This is a genomic window from Cohnella hashimotonis (assembly GCF_030014955.1).
In the GTDB taxonomy this organism is placed as follows: Bacteria; Bacillota; Bacilli; order Paenibacillales; family Paenibacillaceae; genus Cohnella; species Cohnella hashimotonis.
Window position 1 is genome coordinate 1,558,167 of the sequence record NZ_JAGRPV010000001.1, and the last position, 15,349, is coordinate 1,573,515.

Genomic DNA, 15,349 nt, shown 5'->3' on the forward strand with positions numbered 1-15,349 from the left:
AATTATGCACCTGTCCGAATAGACGAAGAGCCGCCCCAGGTCGGAGCAGCCCTTTTCGCAAGGTCTCGAAGCTTACTCGGCTGAACGGGAGGGCATCGGTGCGATTGCGCCGCTTACGCCGTCCGGCGCAGTGGCCAAACGCCAGATCGCTACGAGCTTTAGCCTTTACGGCTAGGCAGCTTCGTCACGGAACCCGTGCCTGGGGATTGCTCGGACGCGAATTCCGTATCGCTTTGCGTCGAAGACGGAACCTTGTTCGCTTGAACGTTTTGACCTTGGCGGGTCGTGTTGTTTTGCTTGTTGTTCGGCATGTGTCGCACCTCCCGGTTTTAAATTGAAACAGCCTGAATAGGTTTCCGAATGCGCCGACGAACTATGCTGGAAGCGTCCATGAAAATAAAGGGCACAAAGGAACTGTCGTAAAAGGTTGAGAAGCCTCGGCCGACGCCACGGTTTCGCCAAGAAGCGCTAGACAGCGTCTCTTGGCCACGGTTGGTGCAAGAGCAGCCATATAATGTTGCACAGCGCCTCTTTGCCAACAATTGGCGCCGGAGCCGCCTAAGAAACGCTGTACAACGCCTCTTGGCCGCGAATATCGCCGAGGTCTCCCAAAGAAACGCTGTAAAGCGCCTCTTGGCCGCGAATATCGCCGACGTCACCCAAAGAAACGCTGTACAGCGCCTCTTGGCCGCGAATATCGCCGACGTCCTCCAAAGAAACGCTGTACAGCGCCTCTTGGCCGCGAATATCGCCGACGTCACCCAAAGAAACGCTGTACAGCGCCTCTTGGCCGCGAATATCGCCGACGTCACCGAAAGAAACGCTGTACAACGCCTCTTCGCCGCATTTTTCGCGAAGGTCCCCCAAAGAAACGCTGTGCAGCGCCTCTTGGCCGCGAATATCGCCGAGGTCCGCCAAAGAAACGCTATACAGCGCCTCTTGGCCGCGAATATCGCCGAGGTTCCCTAAAGAAACGCTGCACAACGTCTCTGCTCCAAATTTACACCGAGCTCCCGCCAAGTGGAGACGGCTTTGCTATCCCCGTAATCTACTCAAAAAGTGGCCGCAGACCGAAACGCAAACGGGACGAAGCAGGAAATTCCTCTGCTTCGCCCCATTTTTAAAATCAAATTGCTCTAACCGACAATCAGTTTTCTCCCCGTGCCTTCAGCTGCGCGAGCAGCTTGTCGCCTTCGACGTCCAGATTCGGCAGGATGCGGTCGAGCCACTTCGGCAGGCGCCAGGCGGCATTGCCGAAGATCGCCATGACGGCGGGGACGAGCGCCATGCGGACGATAAAGGCGTCGACCAGAATGCCGACCGCGAGGGCGAAGCCGATCTGCTTGATCATGATGTCCGGCGCGAAAATAAAGCCGGCAAAAACAGAGACCATGATGACAGCGGCTGCAACGACGACGCGGCTGGCTTGCTCGTAGCCGTGCACGACGCTGTCGATTCCTTTATGACCGTGTACATAGGATTCGCGCATCGAGCTGACCAGGAATACCTGGTAATCCATGGCCAACCCGTACAAAATGCCGGTGACCAGAATCGGCATGAAGCTGAGCAGCGGTCCGCCGGTGTCGAAGCCGAAAATCGCGTGGAGCCAACCCCATTGGTAGACGGCCGTCGTAATACCGAACGTCGCGAGTACGCTGAGCAGGAAGCCGACCGTCGCCTTGATCGGCACGATGATCGACCGGAAAACGAGCAGCAGGATGATCAGCGACAGAATGACGATAATGACGATGTAGACGGGGAAAGCCTCCGCCAGCTTGGCGGACATGTCGATATTGATGGCGGTGAAACCCGTGACGCCGATCTTCACGTCGTTGGTCTGCGCGATCGGCGAATCCGTGGCGCGCAGCGCCTGCACGAGATCCTTGGTCGCGTCGTCCGTCGGACCGGTCGTCGGGATCAGGCTGATGATGCCGATGTTGCCCGCTTCGTTCACGCCCATCGGCGAGACGATCGCGACGCCCGCTTGCTTCTGGAGGCCCTGAACGATCGCGCCCAGCGTCTCCATCGTGATCTTGCCCGATTCGGCGCGCGGCTCGGCAACGAGCAGAAGCGGGCCGTTGTAGCCTTCTCCGAAGCCTGCGGAGATGGCGTCGTAGCTCTGACGGGCGCCCGTGTCGAGGTTCGCCGTCGCGCCGGACGGAATGCCCATCTTCATCTCGACGACCGGAATGGCGGCGAAACCGAGGACGACGATGACGATAACGACGACGAGCCAGCGTGCCTTGACGATGCCTTTAACCCACGCATGCGCGAATCCGTGCTTCTCGGAAGCCGAAGCGCTCTTGTTGGCGCGCGCCTTGGCCGAACAGATGCGTTCGCCGATAAGGCCAAGCAGGGCGGGCAGCAAGGTCAGGGCGATCAGCACGTTGACGAGGACGGTCGCCGCGGCGACCAGGGCCATGGCCGACAGGAACGTGATGCCGATAACGAGCATGCCGCACAGGGCGATGATGACGGTCAGGCCGGCGAAAAAGACGGCGCTGCCGGCCGTGCCGATCGCCCGGCTGGCGGCCTCGCGCGCGCTTAGCCCCTGGTCGAGAATCATGCGGCGCTGCCGATTGACGATAAACAGCGCATAGTCGATGCCGACCGCGAGTCCGACCATAAGAGCGAGCACCGGCGTAATGTCGGTCATCGTGATGAATTTGGAAAACGCGAAGGCTGCGCCGACGCTGATGCCGACCCCGAGGATGGCGATCAGGAGCGGCAGGCCCGCTGCGACGACCGAGCCGAGCGTCATCAACAGCACGACGGCCGCGACGACGATGCCGACCGCTTCGGTGGAGCCGATCGCCGGTTTGCTCTTCAGCGAGTCGCTGGGCAGCGCAGTGATGCCGGAGCCGTTCTGTTGGACGCGCTCCGCGGCTTCGATGATTTGATCCGGTACTTCTTCGGGGAGCGACGTCTGCTGCATGGTAAATTGGAATTGGAACAGCGCGACGCTGCCGTCGGCGGAGATCAGGACGCTGGGTACCGGCGCGCCGTCGATCATCATCGGGCCGTAAGGCGCCGCGGCGGCCGCTGCTTGCCCGGCTCCGCTATCCTGGGCCGCGCCCGCGGCGGCCGAACCGCCCGCTTGACCGCCCGCTTGACCGCCCGCTTGACCGTCCGCCTGACCGCTCGCCTGGCTCGCATCGGCAGAAACGCCTGCCGCAGCGGCTTGCTGGGCCAGTTCGGCCGGATTGATGACGTACTCGTTGGCGTAGACATCGTTCACGGCCTTTTGAATCAAGGCGCCACGCTCCGCGGTGTCGAGGCGCTCGCCCTTCGGCGCGGTGAATACGATGCTGGCCTGGCCGCCGGACGCCGCCGGCAGCTCCTCGGCCAGCTGGTCCAGCACCTTTTGCGATTCCGTGCCCTCGATCTTCATCTCCGAGCTGACGTGGATGCCGTTCACGCCGAGCAGCGCGAGGACGACGGCGAGGATCACGAGCCAGCCGGCGATGAACGGCCACGGTTTGCCGTAGGCGGTCTTGCCCACTTTGTACAGGAATGTCGACATAACGGGGGTTTCTCTCCTTTATATATACGGTCTGTGCGAAAATCTAAATTAGAAGCCCTTGCGCAAATGGTTGAAAGCCGTATCCAGGTATTGCTCGAACGTCATTGCTTCAGCAGATTCTACCGCCGTTTCGCCGGGCAGAAATACGTTAAGACTGCCGTCGATGAGCGGCAGCATGATGCCGTACATCGCCCCGGCCAGCAAATGGGCGTAGCTCTCGGGATATCGCCCGCGGGACAGCTCGCTCAGAATCGTCTGCGCCTCGAATTGCAGCTTGCGAAGCAAGCTCAGAATGTACGGCTCGAGCGTCGGCGCTTCCTTAGACATCGTCAAGAGCGTGCGGAGCTTTCGGAACATTTCTGCGGTAATCCGCAATTTGAGCAAATGCTGCAGCGTATCGAGCGGAGGGGCATCGGGCGGTATGGCGGCGAGCACCTGCTCCGGCGGCTTGTGGTTTTCCTTGAAGGTCACTGTGGACATGACGACGGCCTCTTCCTTGCAAGAAAAGTGGTTGGCGAAGGTTCTTCTCGAATAGCCGGCGCGCTGCGCGATGTCGTCAACCACGAAGCCGTCCAGCCCGCGTTCCAGCGCGAGCTCGTAAGCCGCATCCGCCAGCGCGTGCGCGGTCGCCTCTTTTTTCATATCGCGTAAGTTTTGTTTGATCATCATATCTTCGTTATTTTTACACCCCGATTCCAAATAAGAAGCCTGCCTTGGCAAATGCCTGCGTTCTAATATAGATTATTGCCCAAAGTGCAAAGTTGCACAATGGGTAACGTATTACGAATTTGTGAACGCATTCCGGCCATCTATTTTTTGGCGCGGCATCCTTATCGTTGAATTCGTCATCGGCCCGTTGAATCCGTCATCGACGGGGCGGTCGGCTCGAATTACAATAAGGTATACTTTTAGTGCGAATGATCTGTATCCCCAATGGATATCGTTTCGGAGAAAGGGATGAAAGCGCTCTTGTATACCGTACTGGTCGTAGATGACGAAGCCATCGTATGCCGGGGCATTAAGGATTCCCTGGAGGCGTCAGGTCTGAATATCTCTCACGTGCTTACCGCGTGGAACGGCTATGAAGCGCTTGATTACGTGCGCATGGAATCCGTCGACCTCGTTCTGACCGATATTCAGATGGACGGCATGAACGGCATCGAGCTGATGGAGTCGATCTTGTCGGAGAAGCCCGATATTCCGGTCGTCGTCATCTCCGCGCACGACGAGTTTCAATACGCACAGCATTGCATACGCCTCGGCGCGCGCGATTATTTGATCAAGCCCGTGCTGCTCTCGCAGCTGACGCAGGTCGTCGAGAAGGCGCTGTCGGATCGTCACGAGAAATACAAGCGAATCGCGGAGGACTCGCTGAAGCAAAAATTTTCGCTCACGGGCATGACCTCGCTCAGAACCTACATTTTAAATGAAGCGATCGCGGGCGCGCTCATGCCGGCCGAAGACGATCCTTTTATTTTCGAGCAGCTCGAGGTTCGGTTGGAAGGTCCTTATTTTGCGGCATTCGTCATCGAGCTGCTATGGGAACGCGCGGGGTGGGAAGGAGAAGCGATCCGTTCCTTTCGAGACCAGAATCTGCTCAAATATGCTTCGCTTAACATCGTCGAGGAGACGGTATCGGATTGGGAGGCGATCTCCTTTTTCGGTCAGGGCAATCGCCTCGTTACCATTTTGCAATTCCGCGACTTCGGAGCGTCCCAGGATCGGACGGAGCAAGTGACGCAGCTGAACCTCGTTGCGGCAGGCGTCGTGAACAACATCCGCAGCTGTCTGCGGATGGAAGCCGTAATCGGCATCAGCCCGCTGCGTCGCGGACTGTCGGAGCTGCCCGAGTGCTACCGGCAAGCGGCGGAAGCCGTGAGATGGCGCGGCTTGTACGAGACGCACAACGTGTTTTATGCGGAGGATTTTCAGCGAAGAGAGGCGTCGATCCGGGTCCAGTGGCAGGAGAAAACCGACCGGCTCGTCGAATGGATGAAGACGGGGAGCAAGGGCGAAGAGGTCCATGACGCGGTCCGGCGCTTTACCTTGGATATCGCGCCCGCATTCGATACGGCGGAAGCGACCGCCGGGATCGCGCTCAGCATCGCATACCGCGTATATGCCATGCTGCTGGACATGAAGGAGACGGTAGGCGAGCGGTATCGGGCGCTGGAACCGATCGTTTATTTTCAGCTGCCTTCGGCGGCCATCGAGATCCGGCATCGTCTCGAAGCTTACCTGACGGAGGCCGCGACGCTCATTCGCACGTCCATGGACGACCGCGACCACGTCATCGTGCAGCAAGCGATCGATTATATCCGGAGGACGTACAGGCACAAAGGCTTGAAAATACAAGATATCGCGGACCATGTCCATTTGAGCCCGAACTACTTGAGTTATCTGTTCAAGCGAATCGCGGGCGATACCGTGTGGGATTTCGTCACCAGCCTGCGGATGGAGGAGTCCCGTCACTTGCTGCTTAGCACGTCCAAGAAACGATATGAGATCGCGGACGAGGTCGGCTACGAATCGCCGGAGCATTTCAGCCGGATATTTAAGCGCTTTTACGGAGAAAGTCCCAATACCGTTCGTCGATGAGGGTGACTACCATTGTTCAGGCAGGCGAATTCGTACGGATTAATGAAAAAAGCGCTGCTGTTCGTCGTCGTGCTGATCCTCGTTCCGATGCTGCTGATCTTCTGGGTCGCCTCCGACCAGGCGTCCCTGTCGATCAAGCAGCAGACGGGCAAGGCCTTTTTTGAGTTGAACAGGCAAAATCATGCGACAATGGACCGCGTGCTGGACTCGATCGACCAGACGACGGTGGCGCTGATCGCTTCGGACGCGGTGCAAAAATGGAACGACGTCGAGCGAATCGCGGACGATGAACGCGTGCAGCGGTACGTGGCCACGGAGAAGCTGCTTGCCGATTATTCCTCCCAGGTCAAATACTCGCTGTTCGTCATGACGGACCGCGTGTCCGAGTTCGAATTCGCGCCGAATTCGGACGTGTCGGACGGCGGCGTTTTTTTCGTACGGGACTTTAAGGACATTCCGTGGCTGAACACGGCCATTCAGGCGAGCGGCCTCGGTACCGTATCGCTCATCGATAAGTTCGGCTTCAAACAAAAGCCGCAAAAAACGATGGCCTATACCAGAGCGGTGACGGACATCTCCTTGGGGCGCAAGACGACCAGCGTGCTCGTCGCCACGGCGATCGAGAACAAACTCAAGACGGATATGAACGCATTCGCGCTGCCCAAAGGCACCGATGTCTTTCTCGTGAACGCCGACAACGAAGTGCTGGCCGGCACCGCTGCGCTCGGCTCGAAGTCGGAAACCCCGGAGACGGGAAAAGTGCTGTTTCCCGGCGTCCGCATCACGGGCAATGTCATGCATATCTTTCACGACAGCGTGGCTTACAATAACCGCCTCATTTACGATATCCCGGTCGAATCGCTCGTCGGCGCCCACAAGAAGGTGCAGGAGATTTTGCAGCTTTCCGCGGTGTGCTATTTTATCGTCGTCATGTTTTTCTTCTTCTATTTGGGCAAGTCCTTTTTCAGGCCGATGGCGAGGCTCGCGAGCCTCACGAGATCTTACGAGCCGGGCCAGGCGTTCGCGAGTTTCGGAGAGGCGGACCGCAAGGACGAGATCGGGTTCGTCTACCGCACCTTCTATAAAATGACGCAGAGGCTGAACCAGCTCGTCAAAGAGAAGTACCTGATGGAGATCAAGCAAAAAGAATCCGAGCTCATGCTTATGCACTCACAGATCACGCCGCATCTGCTCTACAACACGCTGGACTCGGTTTACTGGTACGGCATCCGGGGCGGCGTCCCCGAGGTGGCGCATATGGTGCGCGACCTGTCGACGATGCTGCGGATCGGCCTTAGCAGAGGCAAAGAGATCATCACGATCCGCGAAGAGCTTAATCATGTCGAAGCCTACTTAAACCTGCAGGAGAAACGGTACGAAGGCTCCTTCCTGTACCGGATCAATCTGGAGGAAGGCGCAGACGCCTATTTGCTGCCGAAGGTCGTCATCCAGCCGCTCGTGGAAAACAGCATCCTGCACGGGGTCGGCAAGATGGACGGGGAAGGCGAGGTCGCGATCGATATCCGGGTGTCCGGGGGCTTGCTGCTGATCGCGGTCGAAGACAACGGATTTCGCCCCGTCGACCTGGCGAAGATCGAGGCCATCCTGTCGGGAACGGCCGACCAGGACAAGGGCTTCGGCATCCGCAACGTCCACAAGCGGATTCAGCTGCGGTTCGGCGACGCGTACGGCCTCTCGTTCGAAGCGCGCGAAGAGGGCGGGACGAGAGCCTTGATCCGGCTGCCGGCGGTTTTATCGGAGAGCGAGATCAAGGGAACGGGATGAGGCAGGCGATCACAAGCGTGTAACAGCGGAAGCGGGAAGAAGCGGGAGGGTTCCCGCTTCTTCCCGCTTTTGATGTTTTGATAAGTGGGGACTGCATGGAGATTGCTGCGTTGGCGGGGGAGCGTCGGTGGCGGGCCGTTGCGCGGCACTGAGGTGCTTAAAGTATCGACGTAGGTTAATAGTTGGCCGGTGCGCGGGATTGTGGTGCCTAAAGAATGTAGCTTGGCCGCAGGCGGGGGCTCCAGTAGCGATGGTGCACCATGTATGCGCATCTATGGGCAATCCCGGCCACGGGTCCGCAGCCTCGTCGCCAGCCCGCTCCGCCACGCAGCGTTCTGTGAGAATCCGTCACGCGATGCATAGGTTCGATCATGGGATTGGCGGGGACCGCCATTTACAATAGAAGGTATAACTCGAATAGTAGAAAGGATGGTGGCTGGTTTGGCATCGCAATCGCCGGTTGCGCGCAAAGGGGAAGCCGGCGGCCGGCTATCGAAGTCGTTCAGAGACTATTTCTGGGGCGTCGCGTTCCTGGTCCCGGCAATCGCCGTTTTCGGCTTGTTCTTATGGACGCCGATCGTGAAGGGCGTCGTTTACAGCTTTTACAGCATCGACTTCGTCAACGGGAACCACTTCATCGGCTGGACCAACTACGTCGAAGCGCTGGCGAGCAGCGATCTGGGCATCGCGGTCCGCAATACGCTCTTTTATATGTTCCTCGGCGTCCTCATGGGATTCTGGGTGCCGAGCGTCGTGGCGATCGCCATATCGGAGCTCCGGCGATTCCAGAGCGGGATGCGGCTCATCGTTTACTTGCCGAACATCGTGCCGGCGGTGGCGCTGTACGCGATGTGGATGTGGCTGTACGATCCGCTCGGTCCGCTTAATCAGTTGTTGTCCTGGTTCGGCATCGACCGCGTCGACTGGCTGACGAACAAGCACTGGGCGACCTTCTCGATCGTCCTGGCCGAGACATGGCAAGGCTTCGGCGCGACGGCGCTCATCTATCTGGCAGGCATCGTCGGCATTCCGAAGGACCTGTACGAAGCGGCCGAGATCGACGGCGCCGGGGTGTTCAGACGAATTCGGCATATTACGCTGCCCGGCATCAGGCATTTGTACCTGCTCCTGTTCATCATGCAGCTGATCGCGACCTCTCAAGGCTTCCAGACGCAAGTGGCGCTGACCGGCGGCGGCCCGAACAACGCGACGCTGACCTATATGTATCAGATTATCAATCAGGCGTTTACGTATATGAATTACGGCAGAGCCTCCGCGATGGGCGTAATGATGTTCGTCGTGCTGACGGTGCTGTCCGCCGTTCTGTACCGCCTGCAAGGAAGGAGCCCTCAAGCATGAGCAAAGCCGTCCGCGAACGAAGCATTATGTCCTCGTTCGATATGAACAAAAAGTCGGTCATGATCGCCTACGGCGCGATGCTGGCGCTGCTCCTCGCGCTTGCCGTGACGCTCTTGTATCCGTTCGGAATGACGCTGTTCGGTTCGCTGAAGACCAAGGAGGAAATCTTCGTCTTTCCGCCGAGCTATTTTCCGCATCATCTGGAATGGGGCAATTATGCTTTAGGCTTTAAATACGTCAATCTGACGAGAGCGTTTTTGAATACGCTTTTGCTTTATGCGGGGAACGCTTTCTTCGCGCTGCTCATCCCGGGACTGGCCGCGTTCAGCCTGTCGCAGATGAAGGTCCCCTATCGCAAGACCGCGACGCTGTTTTTCATGAGCACGCTCATGATCCCGAGCGCGACCTATCTGATTCCGAACTTCCTCAATCTGCAGAGCCTCGGCATGCTCAATTCCTACTGGGCGTTCTGGCTGCCAGCCGGCGCGAATGCGTTCAACATCCTGCTGCTCAAAAGCTTCATGGACGGCATCAACAAGGAGCTGTTCGAAGCGGCGCGCATAGACGGCGCCTCGGAGCTTCGCTGCTTTGTCAGAATGGCGCTGCCCCTCTCGCTTCCCGTGTTCTCGACGCTGCTCATATTCACGTTCACGGCGACCTGGAACGATTGGTATTGGCCGTCTCTCGTGCTGTCTGTCAAAGAAAAGTATCCGATCTCGTCGCTCGTGTATTATGATATCGTAACCGCCACGATGCTGACCTGGAACGTCAAGTTCAGCGTACTTACGGCCATCATGATTCCGCCGCTTATCTTCTTCATCATTTTCCAAAAAAATATTATGCACGGTCTGAATCTGTCGGGCGTCAAAGGATAATCCGCGGTGAATCCGTCATCACAATGCTGTGGATCCGTCATCGAATCGGCAAGCCCGCACCGTTATGATGAACTTGTCAAATGAATCAAATATAGGAAGGGGAACTAAAAATGAACAACAAGAAAAAAGGTCTCGCATTTTCCTTGCTCACCATGATGCTGGTCGCCACCGCCTGCGGAGGCAACAACAATGGCAACGCAGGAGCATCCGCTTCGTCGAGCGCTTCCGCCTCGCCAAGCGCCTCCGCATCCGCTTCCGATGCGGGCGCCTCCAGCCCGGCCGCTTCCACCGAAGCGCCGAAGATTACGATGACGATCCAGTACCCGAAGCCGGACAACACGGAGGCCATCGCGCTTGAAGACAGCCGGATCAAGCGGTTCGAAGAGAAGTATCCGAACGTGACGATCAAGAAAAACGATTGGCAATACGCGCCCAGCGAGATCGGCATCAAGATGGCCGCGCACCAGGCCCAAGCCGCATTCAACACGTTCGCTACGGAAGGGAAGACGCTCTCGGAGCATCAATGGGCGGCCGATCTGACGACCCTGATGGCCGGCTATGAGCACAAGAACGACTTTAATGAAAAGCTACTCGGGCCGATGACGATCGGCGGCAAACTGTATGCGCTGCCATACGACGGCTACATCATGAACGTCATGATCAACAAAAAGCTGTTCCAAGACAAGAACATACCGCTGCCGACCGCGGATTGGACGTGGGACGACTTCTATAACGCGGCAAAAGCGACCGCAGATCCGGGGAAAGGGATCGCGGGCTTCGCGATTATGGCCAAGGGCAACGAAGGCGGCTGGAACTGGACCAACTTCCTGTATCAAGCAGGAGGCAAGGCGGAGAACGTGGCGGACGGCAAAGTGACTTCCGCGTTTAACTCCGATGCCGGCGTCAAGGCGATGGAATTCCTGAAGAAGCTGAGATGGGAAGCGAATGCGCTGCCGCAAAACTGGGCGCTGAATTATAATGAAACGTACAACTTGTTCAAGCAAGGACGCGCGGCGATGGTCATCGGCCAGAAGATCGAAGACTCGGTCAACCAGGCCGGCATGAAAAAGGAAGATCTGATGGTGCTGCCGATGCCTTCTATGGAGAAGGGCGGCGATCATGTCGGCGTGATGGGCGGCAACTATCGCGTCATTAACCCGCAAGAGCCGCCGGAAGTGCAGCAGGCCGCGTTTAACTATCTGACGCTGGATTACTTCAATCAGAGCGGTCTTGACGAGCTGAAGCGCATTCTGGATGAGCGGAAGACGAACAATCAGGTTTACTTCTGGGATCCGACGAGCGTGTATTACAACATCGATTCCGATTACGGCAATCAGATGAAGGACATCCTCGCCCAGTATCCGGATACGGTGTTCACGGTGGACGATCAAGCGGTCTCCATGATGAAGGGCGAGCCGGAAGCGACCTATAATGCGCAGGATTACTACGGGGTCATCACGACCGCCATGCAGGCAATCTTGTCCGACAAGAACGCAGACCCCAAAGCCGAGCTCGACAAGGCGGCCAAAAAGTTCGACACCGAAGTGCTCTCGAAAATCAAAGTGGAATAGGAAGCGGAGGAAAGCAGCATGACAGTAGTGCGCAGGCTGGCAAATGAGGAAATGAAATTAGCAGTCCGCTTGTCGGACGATACGTTTCGCGACGCGGAGCAGACGTCGATGGGGACCGCGTTTCCCTTTATATTCTCGGACGCGGCGGCGCACTTGTCATACGGCGCATTCGAAGCGGACGGGAGGCTCGTAGCGTTCATGGGTCTCGTGCCCTGGACGGTACGGATCGGCGCGGCCGAGCTGAGCGTGCTATCGCTCGGCTCGGTGTGCACGGAGCCTTCGGCAAGAGGCAAGGGCTATGCAAGTCAATTGCTGCAGCAGGTGTACGCGTTCGCCCGCGAAGCGGGCGCTTCGCTGCTGCTCGTATCGGGCGACCGTTCGCTCTACACGCGCAACGGATGCGCGCCCTTCGGACGGGTGCTCCGGTACCGCGTGAACCCGGCGCAGGCGCAGACGCTGCTCGCCGGCGGCCGCGGCGAGGAAGGGATCGTCCGCGAGCTGCGCGCGGACGATCTGTTCGCGCTGCACGCGGCGATGGCTTCCCGGCCCGTGCGGTATTGTCTCGGCGTCAACGAGCTGGCGATGCTGCTCAAGGCGGAGGCGTTCGCAAGCATCATGAAGATGTCGCAGCGCGTGCTCGTGCATGAATCGGGCGGATGGATAAAAGGCGCCGCCGTAATCGGCGTCTCAAGGAAGTCGGACGGGTACGGAACCGTGCTGGAGCATGCCGGAGATCCGGAGGCGCTCGCGGCGCTGTTCGGGGAAGCCGTGCGCCGGTACGGACTCTCGACGCTGGACGTTCCCGTGCCATGGCACGAGCGCGAACTGCAGACCAAGCTAGACGGCATTCCCGACGAGACGGAGAACCACCCCGGCACGGTGGGCATCATGGACGGCGATGCGCTGATCGATCAGCTTCGCCCATGGCTTCGGGAGAGGGGGGATATTAGCGAACTTATCCTTAAGCAAAGGGAAGACGGCCATTGGCTGCTAGGGAGAACGGGAGGCCCGCCACCTGCCATTTACACTTCGCAGCAGCTGATCCGGCTTATTTTCGATTGCTCCGGCGCGCGTGACGAGCCTGCACCGGAAGGCGCAGAAGCTTTCCGCGATTTGTTTCCGGTCCCTTTTCCCTACACCGCAGGACTGTGCTATATCTGAGCATTTCGATTTTATTTCATTGACGGAGGGCATCCCGATGAAAAAAACGATTGGCTTCAGCATTCAAGCATCGCTGACGGTAACCGCCATTGTAGCAGTATCGCTGGGCGTTCCGCTGGGCGCGCCGCTCAAATCCGCGCATGCGGCCGGCGTCACCGCGGTCAGAGCAGCGGACTTCCTTGATTCGCTCGGGGTCGCGATCCATCTGGGCCAGGGGCAGAGCGCGGCGTCCGTCGGCGCCGCCATGTCCTACGCGGGGCTTCGCAACGCCCGCGATATGATGAACGAGCTCGGCGACGCGAATGGCTTGCTGTACCTGTACAACACTTACGGCATCCGGACCGACGCGGGCGTGAACGGCCCGAACGACGCCAATCTGACGGATCAGCTGAACAAGGCCAGGACGCTCGCGAACGCCGGCGCGCTTATGGCGATCGAAGGGCCGAACGAGCCGGGCAACTTCCCCGTCACGTTCCAGGGTCAGACTTCTTCCCTCACCGGCACCTTCATGCCTGTTGCCAAGTACCAGCAGTCGCTGTATAGCCAGGTCAAGGCGGACTCGGCGCTGCTGAACTATCCCGTATACAGCGCGTCCAACCTCGGTGCCGAACCGGACAATGTCGGCCTGCAATTTATCAAAATCCCGAGCGGAGCGGGGACGCTGATGCCGGACGGCACGACCTATGCGGACTACGCGAACTCCCATAACTACGTATCGGGCAGCAACGGCCAGCTGTTCGGGCAGACGCTCGGCGACAACGTGACCTGGAACGCTGCCGACCCGACGCTCGAAATCTACAATTCGCTGCGTCAGGATTTCGGCGTGACCTGGAACAAGAAATTCAACGGCTATACGAACGCACAATTGCAAGCGCTACCAAGGGTGACGACCGAGACCGGCTGGCCGTCGACCGGCGGCCCGGGCAACGTCATTACGCCGCAGCAGCAAGGCAAGCTGTTCATGAACCTGTATCTGAGCCAGTTCAAACGAGGCATCAAAAATACGTTTATTTATCAGATCAAGGACGACAGCGAAGCGAACTTCGGCTTCGTCGACGTCAATTACAATTACAAGCCGGCCGCCGACTATATGCATAATTTCACGACGATCCTTAGCGACTACGGCTCCATGACGCCCGGGCAGCTGGGTTACTCCATCGCCGGCGCGCCGGCGACCGTTCACGATCTGCTGCTGCAAAAGCATGACGGCACGTTCGAGCTCGTCGTCTGGAACGACCGTTACAGCGGCACGAACAATATTACGGTCAATCTGGATGTCCCCGCGGCGATCGCGAGAACGTACGATCCGACCGTCGGGACGACGCCGACCGCGACGTATGCGGGCGCAAGCGCCATTAGCCTGGCGATGACCGATCACCCGATCGTCATCGAGATTCCTGCCGCCGCGGCGGCGACGGTATCGGGTACGTACACCTATGCGACCGGCTATTCGTCCACGCAAGGGGCCAACCAGTGGTATTACAAGCAGTGGAACGGCTCGGCTTATTCGGACATGACCTGGAACGGTGCCAGATGGAAGGGAGCGCAGACTTGGAGCCTGATCGAATCGACCATGCTGCATCCGGACACGAACGCATCCACGCTCGCCTGGAAGGCGCCGAAGGCTGGCACCGTGAACATCAGCGGCAATGTCCGGAAGCAAGACATGGGCGGCGGAGACGGCGTCAACGTCAAAATCATGAAAAACGGTACGCAAGTATGGCCGGCCAGCGGATGGCAGTACATCGCCTTCAACGACGGCACGGGGTATAACCCGAACGTGAACGTATCCGTTGCCCAGAACGACATGATCTACTTCATCGTCGACAAAAACGGCAACAACGCCAGCGACGCGACGTACTGGAATCCGATCGTCGCGTATCCGCCTTCCTACACGTTTTCGAACGGATTCTCCGCCACGCAAGCGGCCAATCAATGGTCTTACAAGCAGTGGAACGGCTCGGCCTACTCGGACATGACCTGGAACGGCACCGCTTGGAAGGGCGCGCAGACCTGGTGCCAGATCGTGCCGAACGTGCTGCATCCGGATACGAACGCCGCCGCGCTGGCCTGGCGGGCGCCGCAAGCGGGCACCGTTAATGTCAGCGGCAACGTGAGGAAGCAGGACATGGGCGGCGGAGACGGCGTCAACGTCAAGATCATGAAGAACGGCACGCAGATCTGGCCGGCGAGCGGGTGGCAGTCGATCGCCTTCAACGACGGTACGGGTTTTAACCCGAGCGTGAACGTGACCGTCGCCGTAAACGACGTGATCTACTTCGTCGTCGACAAAAAGGGCGACAACGCCAGCGACTCGACGTATTGGAATCCGACGATCGCTTATTAAATCAGTCCGACTTCGCAGCAATATAGAAGCCGTCCCCCGTTATCGCGATGAGGGGGGCGGCTCTTTTCATTTTTTCCCGATCCACACGCCAACTTCCGAAAAACGGAGACGCGATACGAAATATCGAGCC

11 protein-coding genes are annotated in these 15,349 nt (G+C 58.5%); 7 read left to right on the forward strand and 4 right to left on the reverse strand.

Going from position 1 to position 15,349, the window contains the following annotated elements:
* Nucleotides 1–158 precede the first annotated feature (158 nt).
* From KB449_RS05980 to KB449_RS05995, 4 genes are all read right to left on the reverse strand, one after another.
* Entirely contained in the window at nt 159–311 is a 153-nt protein-coding gene (locus tag KB449_RS05980) for a hypothetical protein (RefSeq protein WP_282907502.1), read from the reverse strand.
* Between the two features lie 247 nt (nt 312–558).
* Complete coding sequence (locus KB449_RS05985) at nt 559–984, reverse strand: hypothetical protein (RefSeq protein WP_282907503.1); 426 nt, start codon at nt 982–984, stop codon at nt 559–561.
* A 163-nt stretch (nt 985–1,147) separates the two neighbouring features.
* Nucleotides 1,148–3,523, reverse strand: coding sequence for an MMPL family transporter (locus KB449_RS05990; RefSeq protein ID WP_282907504.1), 2,376 nt, complete (start codon nt 3,521–3,523; stop codon nt 1,148–1,150).
* Nucleotides 3,524–3,571: 48 nt separating this feature from the next.
* Nucleotides 3,572–4,189, reverse strand: a complete 618-nt coding sequence (locus tag KB449_RS05995; protein WP_282907505.1) for a TetR/AcrR family transcriptional regulator — start codon at nt 4,187–4,189, stop codon at nt 3,572–3,574.
* 291 nt (nt 4,190–4,480) lie between these two features.
* Between KB449_RS05995 and KB449_RS06000 the strand changes: the two genes are divergently transcribed.
* The 7 genes from KB449_RS06000 to KB449_RS06030 all read left to right on the forward strand — a co-directional run bounded on the left by KB449_RS06000 (nt 4,481) and on the right by KB449_RS06030 (nt 15,219).
* Nucleotides 4,481–6,121, forward strand: coding sequence for a response regulator (locus KB449_RS06000; protein ID WP_282907506.1), 1,641 nt, complete (start codon nt 4,481–4,483; stop codon nt 6,119–6,121).
* A 42-nt stretch (nt 6,122–6,163) separates the two neighbouring features.
* Nucleotides 6,164–7,906, forward strand: a complete 1,743-nt coding sequence (locus tag KB449_RS06005; protein WP_282907507.1) for a cache domain-containing sensor histidine kinase — start codon at nt 6,164–6,166, stop codon at nt 7,904–7,906.
* A gap of 432 nt (nt 7,907–8,338) precedes the next feature.
* Nucleotides 8,339–9,265 (forward strand): carbohydrate ABC transporter permease, encoded by a 927-nt coding sequence (locus tag KB449_RS06010; RefSeq protein ID WP_434082487.1) that lies wholly within the window; start codon nt 8,339–8,341, stop codon nt 9,263–9,265.
* Nucleotides 9,262–10,140 carry a carbohydrate ABC transporter permease gene (locus tag KB449_RS06015; protein ID WP_282907509.1) on the forward strand — a complete coding sequence of 293 codons (879 nt, stop codon included), beginning with the start codon at nt 9,262–9,264 and terminating at the stop codon, nt 10,138–10,140. The genes KB449_RS06010 and KB449_RS06015 overlap by 4 nt, the downstream gene beginning before the upstream one ends.
* A gap of 110 nt (nt 10,141–10,250) precedes the next feature.
* Nucleotides 10,251–11,711 (forward strand): ABC transporter substrate-binding protein, encoded by a 1,461-nt coding sequence (locus KB449_RS06020; RefSeq protein WP_282907510.1) that lies wholly within the window; start codon nt 10,251–10,253, stop codon nt 11,709–11,711.
* A gap of 18 nt (nt 11,712–11,729) precedes the next feature.
* Complete coding sequence (locus KB449_RS06025; RefSeq protein ID WP_282907511.1) at nt 11,730–12,872, forward strand: GNAT family N-acetyltransferase; 1,143 nt, start codon at nt 11,730–11,732, stop codon at nt 12,870–12,872.
* A gap of 37 nt (nt 12,873–12,909) precedes the next feature.
* Nucleotides 12,910–15,219 (forward strand): hypothetical protein, encoded by a 2,310-nt coding sequence (locus KB449_RS06030; protein WP_282907512.1) that lies wholly within the window; start codon nt 12,910–12,912, stop codon nt 15,217–15,219.
* The last annotated feature ends 130 nt before the right edge of the window (nt 15,220–15,349 follow it).

Coding starts and splice junctions, on each gene's coding strand:
- KB449_RS05980 (WP_282907502.1), bottom strand. CDS start 311: ATGCCGAACAACAAGCAAAACAACACGACCCGCCAAGGTCAAAACGTT.
- KB449_RS05990 (WP_282907504.1), bottom strand. CDS start 3,523: ATGTCGACATTCCTGTACAAAGTGGGCAAGACCGCCTACGGCAAACCG.
- KB449_RS05995 (WP_282907505.1), bottom strand. CDS start 4,189: ATGATCAAACAAAACTTACGCGATATGAAAAAAGAGGCGACCGCGCAC.
- KB449_RS06000 (WP_282907506.1), top strand. CDS start 4,481: ATGAAAGCGCTCTTGTATACCGTACTGGTCGTAGATGACGAAGCCATC.
- KB449_RS06005 (WP_282907507.1), top strand. CDS start 6,164: ATGAAAAAAGCGCTGCTGTTCGTCGTCGTGCTGATCCTCGTTCCGATG.
- KB449_RS06015 (WP_282907509.1), top strand. CDS start 9,262: ATGAGCAAAGCCGTCCGCGAACGAAGCATTATGTCCTCGTTCGATATG.
- KB449_RS06020 (WP_282907510.1), top strand. CDS start 10,251: ATGAACAACAAGAAAAAAGGTCTCGCATTTTCCTTGCTCACCATGATG.
- KB449_RS06025 (WP_282907511.1), top strand. CDS start 11,730: ATGACAGTAGTGCGCAGGCTGGCAAATGAGGAAATGAAATTAGCAGTC.
- KB449_RS06030 (WP_282907512.1), top strand. CDS start 12,910: ATGAAAAAAACGATTGGCTTCAGCATTCAAGCATCGCTGACGGTAACC.